Raw genomic sequence first — 18,296 nt, forward strand, 5'->3', positions numbered from 1 at the left:
ATTATGGTTTAGGTATAATTTCAGCAGGTGGAACACCAGCGCTGATACCGCCGCCTTCTGAACCATTGGAAGAAGAAGGGTTTTCATCGTGATGATGGAGGTCGTGCACCACATCCGCCGGCTTCTTTTCCTCAAACGGACGTTTACCGATCATTTGCTCAAGATCGCTTTGAAAAAGTACTTCCCTTATCAATAATTCTTTTGCTATTCTTTCAACCTGCTGCTTTTTCTCCATCAGCAGGTTTTTAGTTCTGCTGTATTCTTCATCTATCAGTTTTCTTACCTCTTCGTCAATTATTTTGCCTGTTTCCTCGCTAAATGGCTTGGTAAAATAATTTTCCTGCTGGGGATCGTAGTAACTGATATTTCCCAACTTCTCGTTCATACCATATATGGTAATCATGGAGTAGGCAATTTTGGTTACCTGCTGCAAATCGTTGCTGGCGCCGGTTGAAATTTTTCCAAAGAAAATTTCTTCACTTGCCCTTCCGCCCAGGGTCATAGCAATCTGGTCTTTTAACTGATCTGTATTGTAGAGATACTGCTCTTTGGGTGTATATTGTGCATACCCAAGTGCCGCTGTACCGCGGGGAACAATGGTAACCTTTAGCAAAGGATACGCATGCTCCAGAAACCATCCGCAAATGGCGTGTCCTGCTTCATGGTAAGCAATAATTTCCTTTTCATCGGGAGAGATGATCTTGTTTTTCTTTTCCAGTCCGCCAATTACACGATCAATTGCATCCTGAAAATCATTCATCTCCACTTCCGTTTTCCCTTTTCGGGCCGCTATTAAAGCCGCCTCATTGCACACATTGGCAATATCGGCACCTGCAAAACCCGGGGTTTGCTCCGCCAGTTTAAACACATCCAGCTTTGCTGATTTTTTAATGGGCTTCAAATGCACATGAAATATTTCTTCCCTGCCTTTTACATCCGGTTTGTCAATGGTTATTTGCCTGTCGAAACGGCCGGGGCGTAGTAAGGCACTATCCAGCACATCGGGCCTGTTGGTAGCGGCAAGTATAATAATGCCACTATCGGTGCCAAAGCCATCCATTTCTACCAATAGCTGGTTAAGGGTATTCTCCCTTTCATCATTACTCATCATCATGTTCTTTCCTCTCGCCCTGCCAATCGCATCTATTTCATCAATAAATATAATGCATGGCGCTTTTTCTCTCGCCTGCTTAAATAAATCCCTTACCCGGCTGGCGCCAACCCCCACAAACATTTCAACAAAATCGGAACCGCTCAAACTAAAGAAAGGTACCTGGGCCTCGCCTGCCATGGCTTTTGCCAATAAGGTTTTACCTGTACCGGGAGATCCAACGAGCAAAGCGCCTTTTGGAATTTTACCTCCGAGGGCTGTATATTTTTTGGGATTCTTTAAAAAATCAACAATTTCCATTACTTCCTGTTTGGCCTCTTCCAATCCGGCTACATCGGCAAAAGTGATGTTTACTTTAGTGCCTTTTTCAAACAAGGTGGCCTTGGATTTGCCAATGCTGAAAATACCACCGGGACCACTACCACCACCGGGACCGCCCACCTTACGCATCATTAAAATAAACAACAGGGCAAACATTAGCAAGGGAAATATATAGCTGAGTAAAGACCCAAACCATTCTGATTCGCTCACAATTTTAACAGGAACTTCTTTTACCTGCTGATGCTCTTTGTAAAATTCGGCAAGTGTTGTACCTGTATAGGTTTTTGCATCCGGAATTTCAAATTGAAAATGCGGACCATCTGTTTTGGCAACAATGGACCACCTGTCTCCCAAAAGCTCTTTATATATAGGTTTGTCAAGGCTGTCTTTATTTATAAAAACCCTAACCACATCCTTATTGCGTACCAGCTCCAGCTTCTGAATATCATTTTTTACAAGCATTTCATTGCGGAACTGAAGATCCGAAATGACCGTGGCCGTTGGTGTAGCTCCATTATATAACTGGTATCCTACCAGCAAAAGCGCAACGATGCCATAAACCCAGTATATGCTGAATTTCGGACCACGGCGTGGAGACTTGTCATCTCCCTCGGGTCGCTTATTGAATCCCGGTATTTTACCCTGATTATTATCCTGTGCCATAAACTTCTTCGCTTAAATATTTAAATTAAAATAAAAAACCGGATACCCAGTTATACATAAAAAATTATAGTTACTGCTGTTTTTCGGATTATGCCTCATGCTGTATATGATCGCCGTCATTCCACATTTCTTCCAGCTTATAAAATTTTCGTGTTTCCGGCTGAAAAATATGCACCACAATATTTACGTAGTCTATCAGCACCCATTGCAGAGCCTGGTAACCTTCGTGGTGATACGGCAGTTCACCTGTGTGTTTTTTTACTTCGGTTTCAATGGCATCAGCAACTGCCCTCACCTGCACATTACTGGAAGCCTCACAAACGATAAAAAAATCCGCAACGGCTTCCTGTATTTTGCGCAGATCAAGCGAAACAATATTTTCTCCTTTTTTTTGACGGATGGCGCTGATGATGGTTTTAAATAGCTTACTGTTCCTCGTCAACCTGGCTGCACGTTTGGGCCGTGCAGTTAACACCTGTAATGCTGCCAATAGAAATCAATTTTAGGTTTACCCCTTTTTTTGGGGTTGATTTGATTATATTTTAAAAGCATCGCTTTGCGACTGCTTATTTGTTTTTCGATTATCTAACTTGCTCAAAAATAGGAATTAATTCGGTATTCTCTTATGCAATCCTTCGGACAGTCTTTTAGCGTAATACCCAGTATTGACAGCACCAACAACTATGCCATGCAAATGGTTCATGCCCGTTTGGCAAAGCATGGCGATGCATGGTTTGCACTGGAGCAAACAAAAGGAAAAGGACAAAGAGGTAAAAGCTGGCAGAGCAGCAAGGGTGAAAATATTCTTTTAAGCATCGTTTTAAAGCCCCTTTTTTTAGTTCCCATGCAGTCATTTTTATTAAATGCTGCTATTACGCTGGGTGTTTACGACTTTTATAAAAAATATGCCGGCCATGAAACCCGGATAAAATGGCCGAATGATATTTACTGGAGTGACAGAAAGGCAGGAGGCATATTAATAGAAAACATTATACGCGCTGAACACTGGTCGTTTGCGGTTGCAGGGGTAGGCCTTAATATTAATCAGTTAAATTTCGCAGAGCACCTGCAAAAGGCAACTTCACTCCGGCAAATAACAGGCAAAAAATTTGAGGTGATTGAATTGGCAAAGGAGCTTTGCTTTTTTTTGGAACAACGATATGAGGCGCTGGAAGCAGGGAACGAAAAACAAATTTTACACGACTATGGGCAGGCGATGTACAAATTGAATGAAAATGTTACATTTAAAAAAAACGGACTTGTGTTTGACACCCTTATAAAAGGAATTACAGCAGAAGGGCTTCTGGTTGTTGAAACGGATAATATTGAAGAGGAGTGGTTATGGGGAACGGTAGAATGGATAGTATGACCCTCGGTATATAGAGAGGAATTGCATTTTTCATTTAGCAACTTACAATAAATGACCAATTTCATTCCTATTTTTCCATTAAGCATTGTAGTATTTCCGGGAGAAGAGGTAAACCTCCACATTTTTGAGCCCCGCTATAAACAATTGGTTAAAGAATGCTTCAGCGATGTAAAACCTTTTGGCATCCCCTGCATTATTAACAACCAGGTTGGCGAGTCAGGAACCCTTGTAAAAGTAGTTGAAATAGTAAAAGTGTATGACAGTGGTGAAATGGATATCCGTACAAAAGGGGTATCGGTTTTTCGGATATTGGAGATCATCAAAAGAATTCCCGATAAGCTGTACAGCGGTGCTATTGTACATTATCCCAACATCAGTGAAAACGGAAGTAAATCGTTAATGGAAAAAGTATTGGAACGACTCAGGGAAATGCACAGGCTTTTAAAAATTACCAAATCATTTAATAACCCGGATGAAAAACTAAGCGCTTATGATATAGCGCATCACGCCGGACTTTCTATTGAAGAAGAATATGAGCTGCTTGGACTGACACAGGAAATACAAAGGCAGGAATATTTAAAGCGGCATCTCAATAAAATTATTTCCATATTAACTGAAACAGAGGCCCTGAAGGAAAAGATAAAACTTAACGGGCATTTTAAAAATCCTGGATCTATGGATATATAATTTATAGTTTATGATTTTGGGTTTATCGTTGTAGCCGTTTTCCTTTCGCCGCCCTCTTCTGGCTGAAAGCTGATTGCTGACAGCTTTCTGCTTTATCAGCTATTCATGCTGGCTAAAAACTCCTGGTTGTCTTTTGTTCCCCTCATCCGTTTCAACAATTCATTCATGGCTTCTTCTGCATTCATATCTGCCAGGTAATTGCGAAGCAAATGCATTCTTTTCAACACATCCTTATCTAACAGCAAGTCTTCTCTGCGGGTAGAGGAAGCCACAAGGTCAATAGCGGGGAATATACGCCTGTTGGCCAAACGCCTGTCTAACTGCAATTCCATATTGCCGGTTCCTTTAAATTCTTCAAAGATCACTTCATCCATTTTTGAACCGGTATCTATTAATGCAGTAGCCAGTATGGTTAATGATCCGCCATTCTCAATTTTTCTTGCAGCACCAAAAAATTGTTTTGGTTTTTGCATGGCATTGGCTTCCACACCACCTGACAATACTTTGCCGGATGCAGGAGCCACCGTATTGTGCGCACGGGCCAAACGGGTAATAGAATCAAGCAGTATAACCACATCATGACCGCATTCTACCAGGCGCTTTGCTTTTTGCAGGGCGATGGTAGAAACCTTCACGTGCTTTTCTGCAGGTTCATCAAAGGTAGACGCTATAACCTCAGCCCTCACACTTCTTTCCATGTCGGTTACTTCCTCCGGCCGTTCGTCAACCAGCACAATCATCATATAACATTCCGGATGATTTTCGGCAATGGCATTGGCTATATCTTTCAGTAAAACCGTTTTGCCGGTTTTGGGTTGAGCTACAATCAGTCCGCGCTGGCCCTTGCCTATTGGTGTAAACAAATCAATCATCCTTGTGCTTAATGCCGAAGGCTGGGTGAAAAGATTCATCTTTTCAAAAGGAAACAATGGTGTAAGATAATCGAATGGCACCCTGTCTCTCACTTCTTCAGGCGATTTGGCATTGATGGCTTCCACCTTCAGTAAAGCAAAGTATTTTTCGCCTTCTTTTGGAGGGCGCACAGCGCCGGAAACAGTATCGCCGGTTTTTAATCCGAACAATTTTATCTGCGATGGAGAAACATAAATATCATCGGGAGAGGAAAGGTAATTATAATCACTGCTTCTTAAGAACCCATACCCATCGGGCATCATTTCCAAAACACCTTCACTCATTATTACACCGTCAAACTCAATGTTAAAGTTCTGTTCGCGGCGGTTGGGGTATTGCCTGCGTTCGGTTTGCGATTCTTCTGCAGGCGCTGTTTCGGACTGGGGCGCTTCTTCTTCAGATAGTTCGTTTTCCTGCTCTTCCTGCTCTTCTGTTTCCTCAGCAGCAGCAAGCGCAGCAGCTTCCTGTTCCCTCTTCTTTTCAGCCTGCTCCGGCGTCTCGTCATGGAAAAGTTTTGGCTTTTTTACTATTTTCCTGTCCGCCTTTTTTTCCGGTTCGGCGGCAACAATTTTCCTTTTTCTGCCGGACGGAGCCGCTTTTTCGGGTTCGGATTCCACAAGTGCTTCTTCGGTACTGTTGGCCGTTGTTGTTTTTACAACACGCTTGCGTTTCCCTTTTTCTTCCGTGCCTTTGGTTTCAGCACTGTTTTCTATAGCCTGTTTATCTAAAATTTTATAGATGAGTTCCTGTTTATCGAGTTTTTTAGCGTTAGCAATGCTCAATTGCTCGGCAATATCAAGCAGCTCAGGAACGAGCATATCATTCAGTTGCAGAATGTCGTACATAAATATACTTAACGGTTTAACCTCTCATCAAAAACACCTGATAATTTGAAAGAGAAATGTTGAAATGAATTTTTGGTTGAATGAAATTGGTGCGGAATGGCTAAAACTGATAGAATCCCGGAGCTTGGTAAGAACTGATCAGTTTGATTCCGTGGCAATAATACATCAAATTTCCGGAATCTAAAAAATTTTTTACTCCCTTATCTTTGTGCGCTTTCATTATCATCATCTATTTTAGGGAAGGCCTGATCAAAAAGAATCATATGTTTAATAAAAGAATTAAAATAAAGCAACTACTGTCGCAGGAACCAGATAGCCAGGAAGTTACAGTTATGGGATGGGTACGCAGTTTTAGAAATAACCAGTTTATTGCCCTAAATGACGGCTCTACCAATAATAACCTGCAGATAGTGGCTGAACTGGGGAAATTTAACGAAGCCCTGCTTAAACGCATTACTACCTCGGTTTCCTTAAAAGTTACCGGTTTAGCTATTCCCTCCTTAGGTAAGGGACAAAAGCTGGAAGTAAAAGCCAATACCATTGAGATCCTTGGCGATAGCGATGCTGAAAAATATCCCCTGCAACCTAAAAAGCACAGCCTCGAGTTTTTAAGAGAGATCGCCCACCTCCGCTTTCGCACAAATACTTTTGGAGCTGTTTTCAGGGTGCGGCATGCTTTAGCCTATGCTGTACATCATTTTTTTAACGATAAAGGCTTCGTTTACCTGCATACCCCGGTAATTACCGCCAGCGATGCCGAAGGCGCAGGAGAGATGTTCAGGGTAACTACTTTACCCGCCGGTAATCCACCCCGTACCGAAGATGGCAGTATTAATTACAAGGAAGACTTTTTTGGCCGCGCAACCAACCTTACTGTTAGCGGGCAATTAGAAGGCGAACTGGGTGCTACAGCCCTGGGGGAAATATATACTTTCGGACCAACCTTCAGGGCTGAAAATTCAAATACGCCCCGTCATTTGGCCGAGTTTTGGATGATTGAACCCGAAATGGCTTTTTGCGACCTTGAAGACAATATAAACCTGGCAGAGGAATTCATTAAATACATCATCCGCTACGCTATAGAACACAATCGTGAAGATCTTGAATTTTTAGCGCAACGACTTGCCGATGAAGAGAAACAATTGCCGCAGGATAAACGCAGTGAGCTTGGGCTATTGGAAAAATTAGATTTTGTTCTTAATAATAATTTTGAACGGATTACTTACACACAAGCCATTGCTATTTTATTGCAATCGCCCGCATACAAGAAAAAGAAATTTCAGTACGAAGTAAAATGGGGTATTGATATGCAGAGCGAGCATGAAAGATACCTGGTTGAAAAGCATTTTAAAAAACCGGTTATCGTTACGGATTACCCGCTGGGCATAAAAGCATTTTATATGCGCCAGAACGATGATGGTAAAACCGTTGCCGCCATGGATATTTTAGCCCCCGGCATTGGTGAAATTGTGGGCGGTTCACAACGTGAAGAACGTTTGGATAAATTAGAACAGCGCATGAAGGAAATGCATGTGCCTGCAGAAGAATTATGGTGGTATTTAGATACCCGCCGCTTTGGTACTGTTCCGCATGCAGGCTTTGGACTGGGCTTTGAACGCATGGTGCAGTTCGTTACCGGCATGAGCAATATCCGCGATGCCATTGCTTTTCCAAGAACGCCGGGGAGTGCGGAGTTTTAGGGAAGCTCTTTACGCCGGGGATTTGGAAGCTTTTCACAGATCGTTTTCCTGCACCATTGCCGCAACGGGATCATCCAAACAACTCCACGGGGTTTAGTTTTAGAAAATCCTGCCAGGGCATACCGGAATTACCAACCAGCAATACTTTATTCGGATTGAACTGTTTTTGAAACGCAGCCATACCTGGAATTCTTTGTGTTGCTCCGCTCTTTATTTCCAGCGCCACCGTTTTACCTCCTTTTTCAATAATAAAATCCACTTCTTCATTTCGCTCTCTCCAGTAATACAGGGTAAATTTTTCTGTTAGCGCATGATTGATCAGGTGAGCTCCTATCGCCGATTCTACCATACGGCCCCATTGGGCAGGTTGTGCTGCAACATCCTTAAAGTTTGCATCACGCTGGGCGCTTATCAAAGCGGTGTTGTGTACCTGGAATTTCGGGCTGGAAGCCCGCTTGCGGATAATATCAGTAGCATATTTTTCAAGTCCGCCAAGCAAACCCGCGGTATCTAATAAATTCAAATAATGCGACAGGGTGGTGGTATTGCCCGCATCGTGCAATTGCCCCAGCATTTTGGTGTAGGAAAGGATCTGGCCCGAATACAGGCATCCCATTTCAAAAAGTCTTTTCATCAGCGCCGGCTTGTCTACCCTGGTGAGCATGAGTATGTCTTTGGAGATGCTCGTTTCAATTAAAGATTGCTGCACATAAGCTTTCCATCTCACTTCATCTTGTATAAGTGCCGCCGCTCCGGGGTATCCGCCAAACCATACATACTCATCAGCACTCCACTCAAATGCCTGCTGCATTTCGGTAAAAGACCAATGCCCCATATAGGTGTTTTCAAACCTGCCCGCCAGCGATTCTGTAAGTCCGCGTTGCAGCAGCAGCCGGGACGAACCGAGCAGTATCACTTTCATATTTCTTTTCTTACGGCTATCCGCATCCCATAATAATTTCACGGTTTCGCTCCACTGCTCTATTTTCTGAATTTCGTCAATGATCAGTAGTAATTCGGGGGCTTTATGCTGGTCCATCAGAGCCCGGGCCGCTTCCCATTGCTGTTCCAGCCAGGTGGTATGGGTTGCAGCTATAGCATCGGCAGACACAAAATGATAAGCCATGCTTATTTTTTCAACCAACTGTGTAATCAGCGTGGTTTTACCCACCTGTCGCGGACCCATTACCACCTGAATGAAACGGCGTGGTTCTTTCACTCTTTGTATAAGTTCTTGTAAATGAGATCGTTCAAACATTTTATACAAATTACTCAACGTGCTGAGTAAAATTACTCAATATAATGAGTAAACTGAAATACATTTTTCTTTTTCTCCAGAATGTTGTTTGGCGGACCATCCGATCAAACCGCATGTAATAGGTAACGAAACAGGCAAGATTTTATATGAAATTTCTTAGCATTGAAATATTCCTTCATTACACCCAGCCATTTTCTTTAATGCACATTAGCATGTAAAAAAGCCGTTGCTCTGCAATTTTTACGGCTGAAAAAATTTCCCGGTGATTGGTCCATGAAGTTTGTGTCAGCACCGCCGACACAAATTTTTGACTTTGATTTTCAGTACTTTGTAATTGTGTCGCCGCTGGCGACACTTTTTGAGTTTGAAGATTTTGCCAAAGTAAATAACACTCAGACGATGCAGTGTAAGACTCAAAAAATTGCATCATTCTGTAACTACCCTACGGTTGAAGCCTGAAAGCCCAGGTAGTTTTAAAGCAACATATGATACGTTTAAATTCTTTGGGGTTGTTGTCTTTAAATTCTCTTATAAAACGCAAATAATGCAACCGCTTATCTTCATCATCCGGCAGACCTTCTTTAAATAACTCAAACTGTTCCAGCATTTCTTCATGTGTTTGTATCTGTGCATCTTCGCCAAACGTTAAGAACCAGGATACAAAGCATCAGTAAGCCAAATTACAAAAAACAAACCTGTCCGGCGTGGCGGATAAAAATTCAAATTCGAAACGAAATGCAACAAAAAACTATAAACTACAAACCATAAATCCACCCTACTCCTCTTCGTGTACCGCCAAAATAGGGATATGTGAATGAAAGGCCAGTTCTTTGGTATGACTTTTCTGAAACAATGAATCTAATAAACGGTGCTTGCGGGGTATTACAATAAGCAGGTCAAGATTATTGTTTTCAGTAAATTCGTGAATGCCTTTTTCCACATCGGGATTGTCAATAAAAAAATATTGAGGGTGGGTTTCTTCCAACAAAGTATGCAATAAGGCAGACTGTTCTTCTGTATTACCCGTTGCGGCATTCTTTTTATCATCTACATTCAAAATGCTCATCGAAGCACCAAAAGTTTTTACCCATTCTTTTATATAGGCCGCAGGCGTAGTTTCTACAACCTTTTTAAAATCGCAGGCAAATCCAATTTTTTGTATCCCTTTAAAAATAGCGCCGGGTGGAACAACCAGAATAGGCCAGGTTAACCGCCTTATCACCGATAAAGTAGCGCTGCCAACCAGCAGCCTTTCTACAAAACCAGCGCCTCTGGTTCCCATAACTATGGCAAAGGGTTGTGTGGCAGCACAAATTGTTTCCAGCTCATCTGCCAGGTCTCCCAATTTTACTTCAGCATATATTTTTAACTTTCCCGAAGAAGTTCGCCCTGTTACCTCTTTTAATTCCTGCAATCTTTCTTCGTTGATCTTTTCCAGTTCGCCAATGTCCATAAGCGGCAGCGGGATGTCGCTGTTATTATACGATACAGGCATCTGGTATACATGCAACAGCATAATATCGGCACCAATGACCTGTGCCATATTTACAGCATAATGCATAGCATTAATAGCTGCCGGGGAAAAGTCTGTGGGAACAATAATTGTTTTCATCAGATTGCTTTTACACTAATAAAAATAATACCAGCAGTTGGTTGATGATAAGAGCAGTTTGCCGGGGCTTTTATTTACCTGCAGATATCTTTGAAATACAATTTTAAAAGAATTGATGCTAATTTCATACAAAATTCTACTTTTTGTTACTCAAAGCAAACTAAAAATTTTCCTATGCATATTCCTGTTGTTGACCTTTCCGATTTTACGGGAGGCGATCGAGAAAGAAAAAAAGATTTCGTGCAACAATTGGGTAAGGCTTATGAAGAGGTAGGTTTTGTTGCGGTAAAGAATCATCTTATTTCAGATGCCCTTATCAATACTTTATACGGGCAGGTACAGCAATTTTTTGCGTTGCCTTTGCAAAAAAAATTGCAATATGAAGTTCCTGGTCTGGCGGGGCAACGGGGTTATACTTCCTTTGGCCGCGAGCACGCCAGGGGTTGTGACGCGCCTGATTTAAAAGAGTTCTTTCAATTTGGCCAACCGGTGGAAGACAATGACCCGGTTAAAAAGGAGTATCCCGGTAATGTAATCGTAAAAGATGTTTTACAATTCAACAGCACGCTTCATGATGCTTACAGGGCTTTTGAAAGGTCTGGTAAAGTGCTATTACAGGCAATAGCGTTGTATCTGGGTTTGGAAGAAGATTTTTTTGATGTGCATATTCATAATGGCAACTCCATTTTGAGAGCTATTCATTACCCACCTATTTTACAGGAACCAAAATCGGCCATAAGAGCCGAGCAGCACGAAGACATTAACCTGATTACACTACTGGTGGGTGCCAGCGCTGACGGATTACAAATATTAACGAAACAAAATGAATGGGTTGCTGTTACTTCTTTGCCGGAACAAATTGTGGTTAATGTGGGTGATATGCTGCAAAGGCTTACCAACAATAAACTCCGCAGCACAACGCACCGGGTAGTTAACCCACCAAAGGAACTGTGGCATACTTCCCGCTTTTCGATTCCTTTCTTTTTGCACCCGAGGAGTAACATGTCGCTGGCCTGCTTACCCGGTTGTGAGGATCAAAACCACCCTAAATCTTATACAGATGCCACGGCAGGTGAATACTTAGATGAAAGACTAAGAGAAATAGGACTTAAAAAATGAGGGTCACTTTTAATGCTTTATGGAATGCGTTTGAAACTTTTGCGTCACATTTCTTTTTTGAAAGCTGTTACATTGTATAGCTTAACAGCTTTTGGCGGAGCACAGGGGCATTTTGGAATGATGATGAAAACCTTTGTTGCCAAAAGAAAAGACATCACGGAGCAGGAACTCCTGGAATACAACGCATTTTGCCAACTGCTTCCCGGTGCATCCTCTACCCAGATTATCACACTTATCGGATATAAAAAAGGCAAACTACCCCTGGCTATTTTAACCTTGTTGCTTTGGATATTGCCCGCCTGCCTGCTCATGAGCGGGCTTTCTTTTGCACTTGATTTTGCCGGTAAAACCACTCTTCAAAATGATTTATTTAAATTCATAAAGCCAATGGCTGTAGGCTTCCTGGCTTTTGCTGCCTTTAGGGCCTATACGTTGGTGGCCAACAGGCGCATTGCACGACTGATTATGGCTGGTACAATGATCGCTACCTATTTTCTTTTTAATTCGCCCTGGGTTTTTCCTGCTGTTATTTTACTTGGCGGACTGATTACCAATTTTACAGAAAAGACTTATGAAAAAATTATCGTTGAACCAAGACCCATTAAATGGGGTAACATAGTAATATTCTTTTTAATATTTATAATGGCTGGTGTATTCAGTGAACTCTCCCGGAAAAATGAATGGCAACACCGCAAAGCATTTAATCTTTTTGAAAATACCTATCGCTTTGGGGGAATGGTTTTTGGCGGAGGCGATGTGTTGATGCCCATAATGTATGAACAATATGTTGTTCGTCCCAATACGGAACGCATACAGCAAAGAAATCAAAATGTAATACGCATTGATCAAAATGAGTTCCTTACGGGCGCAGGAATGGTAAAAGCCATACCGGGACCGACCTTTTCATTTTCTGCTTTCGTGGGTGGAGAGGCTTTAAAAAACGAAGGAATGGGTATGCAGGCTATAGGTTGTGCAATAGGAGCTTTTGGTATTTTTTTGCCAAGCGCTTTGCTGGTATTGTTTTTTTACCCGGTTTGGAATAATTTAAAAAAATATGCCGCCATTTACCGTGCTTTAAAGGGGATAAATGCAGCAGTAGTAGGTATTATGGCAGCCTCTACCCTTTTTTTAATGAAAGACATTTCTTTCTTTGAAGTGAACGAAGAAAATACAATCAGCTTTTTAAATATTGGCGTAATTACCGGAACCTTTTTATTGCTCACTTTTACCCGCTTACCTGCACCTGTAATTGCTTTGTTCTGCCTGTTATTGGGATGGATTATTTAGGTTGATGATAAACCCCGGCTGGTATTTTATTTGTAATATCCATTCTTTTCAATTTCCTCTTTTACTATATCCGGTACCAGATACCGTATGGATTTCCCCTGTTTTACCAGGTCCCGGATATGCGTAGCCGAAATTTGCAGCAATGGCGCATCCAGTATCGTAATATTTTCAGGCTGAAGCCGGCCGGCTTCAAAGCCCGCTCTGTTATAAACAAAAAAGGAATAGCGCTTCATCAGCACATCAGCATTTTTCCATTTATGCAAATTTTGAAAACTATCGCTGCCCATAATAACAGCAAACTGGTTCTGTGGGTATTTTTCTTCTATGTAGGTCAAAGTATCTATGGTGTAGGAGGGTTTGGGCAAATGAAATTCAATATCCGAGGCTCTTAGTTTTGACTCGCCTTCGATAGCAATGTGTACAAGATGTAAACGCTGGTATTCGTTGAGCAGGGAGTGCGATATTTTAAAAGGATTTTGGGGTGATACAATAAACCAGATCTGATCAAGATTTGTATGCCCGGCAATATGACTGGCTATGATCAAGTGCCCGTGGTGAACAGGATTAAATGAACCGAAATACAAACCTATCTGCATGTGTAAAAAACAATCAGGCTGTTTTTTTGTATACTTCTTCTACCAGCACGCTCTTAGCCTCATTTAACCGCAAACTTAAGCTATATCCCGCAACAGACACAGAAATAGGATCACCCAATGGAGCAACCTGCTCAATGGTAATTACTTCCCCGGGAATAAAACCCATTTCCATCAGCTTTAGAAAAAGCTCATCATTTTCAATTTGCCTGATGATTACCGCAATACCTGGACTTATCTCAGAAAGCTTTTTCATATAAGCAAATCTATCGGTAGTTTTGCAGCATTATTTACGAATTTCGGAAAAGGAATTATTAATGGTCCCTATTCACTTTTTCTTCCCCTATCAAAAGTTCTCGCTTACTCAAAGAACAAAGCTAAAGTCGTTTATCAGGGAGATATTTAAAAAGGAAAAGAAATCCCTCGTCAAGCTCCAGTATATTTTTTGTACCGATGCATATCTGCTTGAAATCAACAGACAATATTTACAGCATGACTATTATACCGATATTATAACTTTTGAGCTTGGCGCAGCAGGAAAGATTGACGGTGAAATATACATCAGTGCAGAGCGGGTAAAGGAAAATGCCCGGTTAATGCAAACCAGTTTTAAAGAAGAATTGCACCGCGTAATTTTTCATGGAGTGCTGCATCTCTGTGGCTATAAGGATAAGTTAAAAAACGAAAACCTTGAAATGAGAACAAAAGAAGATCGTTTATTGCAGTTATACTTTGATAAAAAATAAACTCCGTTCCACGTGAAACGTTTCCTTATTACAATTATTGTGTCACTCTTTTTTACCATCGCTTTTAGCCAGGGTTCTATGGTTTTAAGTGACAAACCCTTCATAATTACACCGGTAAAAGACACGGCTTTGGAAAACTGGCTGAGCATAAACCCGGCTTATGCTCAGTTAGGAGCTCAGGAAAAAGAGGTTGTTTACTGGGTAAATTATGCCAGGAAGGAACCCCGGCTGTTCTCCAAAACCATTTTATTGCCCTTTTTGAAGCAATTTCCTGAAGCAAAAAGCAATTACACCCGGTCCTTGATCAATGATCTGTCAAACCTTTCTTCCCGCCCGCCACTTGCTCCCTCAAAAAAACTATATGAAGTCGCCAGTAGTCACACAAAAGATTTAGGCTCCAATCGGCTCAACATTTCTCATAATTCTTCAAAAGGTGAATCCTTTAAAGAACGCCTGAACAAGTTTGGCTATTTTGACTGTGTTTCAGAGAATGTGTACGAGGGAAAAAAAGATGGTTTACAGGCAGTTCTTTTTCTTCTTATTGACGCCGGTGTCCAAAACCTGGGACATCGTAAAAATATACTTGACTCCAATATGAAGTATATAGGTGTATCCTTCTTTCCAATTAAAGGAAGGACGAACCAATATTTTATGGTTCAGGATTTTTCCTGCAATTAAAGTTAGTTCCACGTGAAACATTGTTATCATACATCAATCCGTAAATAAATATCCCTGTTATTTTTTGCTGCTGTAATTTTGCCGCATGTTTTCAACATATGACGTAATTGTGGTTGGTGCAGGCCATGCGGGCTGTGAAGCAGCAGCAGCGGCGGCAAATATGGGCAGCAAGGTTTTGCTCGTCACCATGAACCTGCAAACCATAGCTCAAATGAGTTGTAATCCGGCTATGGGTGGAATTGCCAAAGGCCAAATAGTAAGGGAGATTGATGCTATGGGTGGCTATTCTGGCATTGTTACAGATGCTACCATGATCCAGTTCAGAATGCTGAATAAATCCAAGGGACCCGCAATGTGGAGCCCCCGGGCGCAGAGCGACAGGATACTTTTCTCGCAAAAGTGGAGGGAAATGCTGGAACAAACACCCAACCTGGATTTTTATCAGGATATGGTTAACGGCTTACTCGTTAAAGACGGTCAATGCTTTGGCGTAATAACCGGCATGGGACATGAAATAAAAGCCAAAGCAGTAGTACTCACCAATGGCACTTTTTTAAATGGTATTATCCATATTGGCGAAAAAAGATTTGGAGGCGGAAGAGTTGCTGAAAAAGCAGCAACCGGTATTACAGAACAATTGGTGGAACTGGGGTTTGAAAGCGACAGGTTAAAAACGGGAACTCCGCCCCGCGTAGACGGAAGAAGCTTGGATTATTCCAAAATGGAGGAACAGAAAGGAGATGACGAAATCAGCGGCTTTAGCTTCTCCCCGGTTTCTAAAATTAAAGCTCGGCAGCAAAAAAGCTGCTGGATTACATATACCAATCAAACTGTTCACGACATTCTTAAAACAGGGTTCGACAGGAGCCCGATGTATGCCGGGCGAATAGAAGGTGTTGGCCCCAGGTATTGCCCCAGTATAGAAGACAAGATAAACCGCTTTGCTGAAAGAGACCGGCACCAGATTTTTGTTGAACCGGAAGGATGGAATACGGTAGAAATCTATGTAAATGGATTCTCCACTTCACTGCCCGAAGAGGTACAATTTGAGGCGCTTCGCATGATCCCTGGCTTTGAAGCTGCCAAAATGTTCAGACCCGGATACGCCATAGAGTATGATTATTTTCCTCCTACCCAACTCAATTATTCTTTGGAAACAAAACGTATTGAGCACCTTTTTTTTGCCGGGCAAATCAACGGCACTACAGGTTATGAAGAAGCTGCCTGCCAGGGCTTAATAGCGGGGATGAATGCGCATCTCACCTCACAAAATAAAGCGCCTTTCATTCTTAAAAGAAGCGATGCATACATTGGCGTGCTCATTGACGATCTGATCAGTAAAGGAACAGAAGAACCCTACAGAATGTTTACCAGCCGTGCAGAATTCAGAACTTTATTGCGGCAGGATAATGCCGATTTACGGTTAACAGAAAAATCATATATGTCAGGATTGGCTTCAGAAGAAAGAATGAAAGCGTTAGAAGAAAAAAGGAGTTCAGTTAATAATATACTAAATATTATTAATTCTTTATATATTGATCCACAAGATATAAATCCTTTTCTTCAAAATATTCCTACTGCACCAATCACCCAAAAACAAAAAGCGGCTCAATTGCTGCTTCGTCCGGGTATCAATCTCACGGATTTGCAAACAGCCCTGCCTAAATTAACCGAAGCGCTTCAAAACGACAAACCGGAAGCTATAGAACAGGCTGAAATTCAAATTAAATATAATATATATATAGAAAAAGAGAAAGAGCTGGTTTCAAAGATGAGCAAACTCGAAGATCTTATGATCCCGGAAAATTTTAATTATTCTGGTATTTCCGCACTTTCTACAGAAGCCAGGCAAAAATTTATAAGGGTTAAACCCAGAACACTTGGTCAGGCCTCACGCATTTCAGGCGTCAATCCAAGCGATGTTCAAATTTTGATGGTATATATGGGAAGATAGATTTAAAGTGCTTAAAGCCCTGTTTACAAGCCTAAGGATGCACTTATCTCCAACATACGCCTGATCGGTTTCAAAGCGGCTATCCGTAAATCTTCATCCATTGTAAGTTCCGGCGATTCATATTCCATACACAGGTATAATTTTTCAAGCGTATTCAGTTTCATATGCGGACAATCATTACAAGCGCAACTATTGTCCGGCGGCGCAGGAATAAATATTTTATGCGGGGAATTCTTTTGCATCTGGTGTAATATACCCGTTTCTGTAGCTACTATAAATTCCTTTCCCTCATCTTTTTCGGTAAACTTGAGCAACTGTGTAGTGGAACCAATAAAATCGGCCAATTGTAACACCACATCTTCACACTCCGGATGTGCAATTACTTTGGCATTGGGATGCCTTACTTTCAATCTGGTGATCTTTTCCCTGCTAAAAATTTCGTGTACCATGCACGCGCCATTCCACAACACCATATTGCGGCCGGTTTTTTTGTTGATGTAAGCACCCAGGTTTTTATCGGGCGCAAAGATGATCTTTTGATCTTCCGGTAAACTCTCTACTATTTGCCTGGCATTTGAAGAAGTGCAGATAATATCGCTTAAAGCCTTAATTCCCGCAGAGCAATTAATGTAAGATATAACAAGATGATCAGGATGCTCATCTTTAAACTTTTTAAACAGAGGCGGAGGAGCCGAATCAGATAAAGAACAACCTGCTTTCAGATCGGGCAATAAAACCTTTTTTCCGGGATTTAAAATTTTTGCTGTTTCAGCCATAAAATGAACTCCCGCAAAAACAATAATGTCTGCGGTTGTTTTTTCGGCCTGCTGTGCCAGTCCAAGGCTATCGCCAATATAATCCGCTACATCCTGGATATCTGCTTCCTGGTAGTAATGTGCCAGAATTATGGCGTTCTTTTCTTTCTTCAATCTTTCTATCTCTTTAAACAGATCCAGGCGTGCGTCAATATCAACATCTAAAAAACCAACCTGCTGTACATTTTTCTTTGCCTCATCAATGTTAATTACTGCCATAGTATTTAATAATAATTGATTATTTATTTAAAAGCCCTATTACTATTACGGCTGTGAATATGGGGAAATATAGGTAAACCAATTTCTTGGCAAAGTTAAAACTAATACTTTATACACTTTCATTCACAAGCTGTTCACAGGGAGGAAATAAACAGCAGTATATGTTTTCAAATGTTATTAACAATGTTGAAGGATTAAGGGTGCGGAAAAGTTTCCTCTTATTTTTTATTAATTAGCTGTTAATAAGCTGTGGTGAAATTTCTTTTTTTGGTCATTATTTCACTGGTTGGGAAGAGACTGATATTTCCAAAATAATATGTTGTCCTGAACAGCACATTAAAAAAAGGTTAAACCCGGGGTTTTCAACATAAAAGGGTATGTATCAACAACAGGATGTGGATTGCTAT

The 18,296-nt window shown here is 41.4% G+C and carries 17 protein-coding genes; 8 read left to right on the forward strand and 9 right to left on the reverse strand.

The genetic code is table 11. The features are described from left to right. Position 1 precedes the first annotated feature (1 nt). The gene (gene ftsH / locus FRX45_RS08990) at positions 2–2,095 is read right to left on the reverse strand and encodes an ATP-dependent zinc metalloprotease FtsH (protein WP_152268086.1); all 2,094 of its coding nucleotides are present in this window, start codon (positions 2,093–2,095) and stop codon (positions 2–4) included. 88 nt (positions 2,096–2,183) lie between these two features. Continuing rightward, entirely contained in the window at positions 2,184–2,585 is a 402-nt protein-coding gene (gene rsfS / locus FRX45_RS08995; RefSeq protein ID WP_152268087.1) for a ribosome silencing factor, read from the reverse strand. Between the two features lie 135 nt (positions 2,586–2,720). On the opposite strand from rsfS, the gene FRX45_RS09000 reads away from it, so the two are divergent. Then, positions 2,721–3,464 carry a biotin--[acetyl-CoA-carboxylase] ligase gene (locus FRX45_RS09000; protein WP_152268088.1) on the forward strand — a complete coding sequence of 248 codons (744 nt, stop codon included), beginning with the start codon at positions 2,721–2,723 and terminating at the stop codon, positions 3,462–3,464. A gap of 51 nt (positions 3,465–3,515) precedes the next feature. Beyond that, on the forward strand, positions 3,516–4,151 hold the full coding sequence (locus FRX45_RS09005; RefSeq protein WP_152268089.1) for an LON peptidase substrate-binding domain-containing protein: 636 nt from the start codon (positions 3,516–3,518) through the stop codon (positions 4,149–4,151). Between the two features lie 95 nt (positions 4,152–4,246). Here the strand turns inward: FRX45_RS09005 and rho are convergent, their stop codons facing one another. Continuing rightward, complete coding sequence (rho, locus tag FRX45_RS09010; protein ID WP_152268090.1) at positions 4,247–5,908, reverse strand: transcription termination factor Rho; 1,662 nt, start codon at positions 5,906–5,908, stop codon at positions 4,247–4,249. 263 nt (positions 5,909–6,171) lie between these two features. Between rho and asnS the strand changes: the two genes are divergently transcribed. Further along, positions 6,172–7,608: an asparagine--tRNA ligase gene (asnS, locus tag FRX45_RS09015; protein ID WP_152268091.1), complete on the forward strand. Its 1,437-nt coding sequence runs from the start codon at positions 6,172–6,174 to the stop codon at positions 7,606–7,608. Between the two features lie 70 nt (positions 7,609–7,678). Here the strand turns inward: asnS and FRX45_RS09020 are convergent, their stop codons facing one another. The 3 genes from FRX45_RS09020 to FRX45_RS09025 all read right to left on the reverse strand — a co-directional run bounded on the left by FRX45_RS09020 (position 7,679) and on the right by FRX45_RS09025 (position 10,478). Next, positions 7,679–8,866, reverse strand: a complete 1,188-nt coding sequence (locus tag FRX45_RS09020) for an ATP-binding protein (RefSeq protein ID WP_152268092.1) — start codon at positions 8,864–8,866, stop codon at positions 7,679–7,681. A gap of 442 nt (positions 8,867–9,308) precedes the next feature. Beyond that, positions 9,309–9,473 (reverse strand): hypothetical protein, encoded by a 165-nt coding sequence (locus FRX45_RS23245; RefSeq protein ID WP_193311640.1) that lies wholly within the window; start codon positions 9,471–9,473, stop codon positions 9,309–9,311. 168 nt (positions 9,474–9,641) lie between these two features. Further along, positions 9,642–10,478 (reverse strand): universal stress protein, encoded by an 837-nt coding sequence (locus tag FRX45_RS09025; protein WP_152268093.1) that lies wholly within the window; start codon positions 10,476–10,478, stop codon positions 9,642–9,644. Positions 10,479–10,652: 174 nt separating this feature from the next. Here FRX45_RS09025 and FRX45_RS09030 point away from each other — a divergent pair, with 174 nt between their 5' ends. Further along, positions 10,653–11,597 (forward strand): isopenicillin N synthase family dioxygenase, encoded by a 945-nt coding sequence (locus FRX45_RS09030; protein WP_152268094.1) that lies wholly within the window; start codon positions 10,653–10,655, stop codon positions 11,595–11,597. 24 nt (positions 11,598–11,621) lie between these two features. Beyond that, the gene (locus tag FRX45_RS09035; protein ID WP_152268095.1) at positions 11,622–12,884 is read left to right on the forward strand and encodes a chromate transporter; all 1,263 of its coding nucleotides are present in this window, start codon (positions 11,622–11,624) and stop codon (positions 12,882–12,884) included. A gap of 26 nt (positions 12,885–12,910) precedes the next feature. Here the strand turns inward: FRX45_RS09035 and nadD are convergent, their stop codons facing one another. Then, positions 12,911–13,480 (reverse strand): nicotinate (nicotinamide) nucleotide adenylyltransferase, encoded by a 570-nt coding sequence (gene nadD / locus FRX45_RS09040; RefSeq protein ID WP_152268096.1) that lies wholly within the window; start codon positions 13,478–13,480, stop codon positions 12,911–12,913. A gap of 13 nt (positions 13,481–13,493) precedes the next feature. After that, on the reverse strand, positions 13,494–13,733 hold the full coding sequence (locus FRX45_RS09045) for a FeoA family protein (RefSeq protein WP_152268097.1): 240 nt from the start codon (positions 13,731–13,733) through the stop codon (positions 13,494–13,496). 61 nt (positions 13,734–13,794) lie between these two features. Between FRX45_RS09045 and ybeY the strand changes: the two genes are divergently transcribed. The 3 genes from ybeY to mnmG all read left to right on the forward strand — a co-directional run bounded on the left by ybeY (position 13,795) and on the right by mnmG (position 16,855). Further along, positions 13,795–14,223, forward strand: a complete 429-nt coding sequence (ybeY, locus tag FRX45_RS09050) for an rRNA maturation RNase YbeY (RefSeq protein WP_152268098.1) — start codon at positions 13,795–13,797, stop codon at positions 14,221–14,223. A gap of 12 nt (positions 14,224–14,235) precedes the next feature. Then, on the forward strand, positions 14,236–14,901 hold the full coding sequence (locus FRX45_RS09055) for a CAP domain-containing protein (RefSeq protein ID WP_152268099.1): 666 nt from the start codon (positions 14,236–14,238) through the stop codon (positions 14,899–14,901). Positions 14,902–14,986: 85 nt separating this feature from the next. After that, the gene (gene mnmG / locus FRX45_RS09060) at positions 14,987–16,855 is read left to right on the forward strand and encodes a tRNA uridine-5-carboxymethylaminomethyl(34) synthesis enzyme MnmG (RefSeq protein WP_152268100.1); all 1,869 of its coding nucleotides are present in this window, start codon (positions 14,987–14,989) and stop codon (positions 16,853–16,855) included. A 23-nt stretch (positions 16,856–16,878) separates the two neighbouring features. On the opposite strand, the gene nadA is transcribed toward mnmG, so the two are convergent. Next, positions 16,879–17,889: a quinolinate synthase NadA gene (gene nadA, locus FRX45_RS09065; protein ID WP_152268101.1), complete on the reverse strand. Its 1,011-nt coding sequence runs from the start codon at positions 17,887–17,889 to the stop codon at positions 16,879–16,881. Positions 17,890–18,296 lie beyond the last annotated feature (407 nt).

The sequence above is a fragment of the Agriterribacter humi genome (genome assembly GCF_009192765.1).
GTDB classification, from domain to species: domain Bacteria; phylum Bacteroidota; class Bacteroidia; order Chitinophagales; family Chitinophagaceae; genus Agriterribacter; species Agriterribacter humi.

Excerpts from the sequence above, each read along its gene's own strand:
- ftsH (WP_152268086.1), bottom strand. The coding sequence starts at position 2,095 with ATGGCACAGGATAATAATCAGGGTAAAATACCGGGATTCAATAAGCGA.
- FRX45_RS09000 (WP_152268088.1), top strand. The coding sequence starts at position 2,721 with ATGCAATCCTTCGGACAGTCTTTTAGCGTAATACCCAGTATTGACAGC.
- FRX45_RS09005 (WP_152268089.1), top strand. The coding sequence starts at position 3,516 with ATGACCAATTTCATTCCTATTTTTCCATTAAGCATTGTAGTATTTCCG.
- rho (WP_152268090.1), bottom strand. The coding sequence starts at position 5,908 with ATGTACGACATTCTGCAACTGAATGATATGCTCGTTCCTGAGCTGCTT.
- asnS (WP_152268091.1), top strand. The coding sequence starts at position 6,172 with ATGTTTAATAAAAGAATTAAAATAAAGCAACTACTGTCGCAGGAACCA.
- FRX45_RS09020 (WP_152268092.1), bottom strand. The coding sequence starts at position 8,866 with ATGTTTGAACGATCTCATTTACAAGAACTTATACAAAGAGTGAAAGAA.
- FRX45_RS23245 (WP_193311640.1), bottom strand. The coding sequence starts at position 9,473 with ATGCTGGAACAGTTTGAGTTATTTAAAGAAGGTCTGCCGGATGATGAA.
- FRX45_RS09025 (WP_152268093.1), bottom strand. The coding sequence starts at position 10,478 with ATGAAAACAATTATTGTTCCCACAGACTTTTCCCCGGCAGCTATTAAT.
- FRX45_RS09030 (WP_152268094.1), top strand. The coding sequence starts at position 10,653 with ATGCATATTCCTGTTGTTGACCTTTCCGATTTTACGGGAGGCGATCGA.
- FRX45_RS09035 (WP_152268095.1), top strand. The coding sequence starts at position 11,622 with ATGCGTTTGAAACTTTTGCGTCACATTTCTTTTTTGAAAGCTGTTACA.
- nadD (WP_152268096.1), bottom strand. The coding sequence starts at position 13,480 with ATGCAGATAGGTTTGTATTTCGGTTCATTTAATCCTGTTCACCACGGG.
- FRX45_RS09045 (WP_152268097.1), bottom strand. The coding sequence starts at position 13,733 with ATGAAAAAGCTTTCTGAGATAAGTCCAGGTATTGCGGTAATCATCAGG.
- ybeY (WP_152268098.1), top strand. The coding sequence starts at position 13,795 with ATGGTCCCTATTCACTTTTTCTTCCCCTATCAAAAGTTCTCGCTTACT.
- mnmG (WP_152268100.1), top strand. The coding sequence starts at position 14,987 with ATGTTTTCAACATATGACGTAATTGTGGTTGGTGCAGGCCATGCGGGC.
- nadA (WP_152268101.1), bottom strand. The coding sequence starts at position 17,889 with ATGGCAGTAATTAACATTGATGAGGCAAAGAAAAATGTACAGCAGGTT.